The following is a 1,417-nucleotide window of genomic DNA, read 5'->3' on the forward strand; positions in this document are numbered from 1 at the left end:
TTCAACCGCAGTAATTTCAAGGCTTTTATGATATAATTAAGCTATCAAAACAGGCGGTGAGCAATGATCCGACAACAAAAGCAACTAGTATTAAGCCCGTATATGGCAATCTACGATATAGTCGTCCCAAAGGGACATATGCTTAGAAGAATCAACGAAATTGTTGATTTTTCTTTTATTTATGAAGAACTTCTGGATAAATATTGTTTGGACAACGGACGTAATGCGATCTGCCCTATACGCATGTTTAAATATTTGCTATTAAAAGCCATTTACGAATTGTCGGATGTTGATGTTGTCGAACGTTCTGGGTATGATATGTCGTTCAAATTCTTTTTGGAGATGGCTCCCGAGGAAGAAGTCATTGAGCCAAGTTCATTGACAAAGTTCCGAAAACTCCGTTTAAAAGATGTCAATTTACTTGAAATGCTAATCGGCAAAACGGTAGAAATTGCTTTAGAGCACGGGCTAATAAAAACAAAATCGATCATCGTCGATTCAACTCATACAAAAGCCCGCTTCAACCAGAAAACACCCCGCGAAGTTCTTTTAGAATATTCCAAAAAGTTACGGAAAGCAGTATATGAAATTGATGAAAGTATGAGAGATAAATTCCCAGCCAAAGTTAATAATGGCGTTTTAGAAGACGAAATTGAATACTGCCAAAAACTAATTGCGGTTTTAAAAAGCGATGAAGAGTTGTCCTCCTACCCCGCTGTCAAGGAAAAAATGAACTTATTGGAAGAAACGGTTACCGACGATCTAGAACAATTGGCACTGTCCAAAGACCAAGATGCTAGAGTAGGGCATAAAACATACGATACATCATTTTTCGGATATAAAACCCATTTAGCGATGACTGAAGAACGTATTATTACTGCGGCTACAGTCACATCAGGTGAAAAACATGACGGAAAACAGTTAAAGGAACTTGTAGATAAAAGCCGAGCAGTCGGAATTGAAATAGACACCATCATCGGGGATGCGGCTTATTCGGAAAAAGAAAACATCGAATACAGCGAAGAAGAAGAAATCAATCTCGTTTCCAAATTAAATAGAACAATTACTCATGGAAATAAACGTCAAACTAGCACTAACTTTGAATTTAACAAAGACGCCGGAATGTATGTTTGCCAAGCAGGACATATGAGTTTTTTAAAAAGGAGCAGTCGTCCTAAAAAACACGCAATTGATGGACAAGGGACTGTGGAAACCTACTTTTTCGATATTGAAAAGTGCAAAAGATGTCCTTTCAAAGAAGGTTGCTATAAAGACGGGGCTAATACAAAAACCTATTCAGTTTCGATAAGGGCGAACATCCACCAAAAACAGATGGAATTCCAAGCTAGCGATTATTTCAAGGAGAAATCCAAAGAACGTTATAAGATCGAGGCTAAAAACAGTGAATTAAAACATC

1 protein-coding gene is annotated in these 1,417 nt (G+C 37.5%); it reads left to right on the forward strand.

Translation table 11 applies throughout. The features are described from left to right. Positions 1–63: 63 nt before the first annotated feature. On the forward strand, positions 64–1,417 hold a 1,354-nt coding region (locus tag EDC14_RS26415), incomplete at its 3' end, for an IS1182 family transposase (RefSeq protein WP_132018423.1).

This window comes from Hydrogenispora ethanolica (genome assembly GCF_004340685.1).
Lineage (GTDB): Bacteria > Bacillota > UBA4882 > UBA8346 > UBA8346 > Hydrogenispora > Hydrogenispora ethanolica.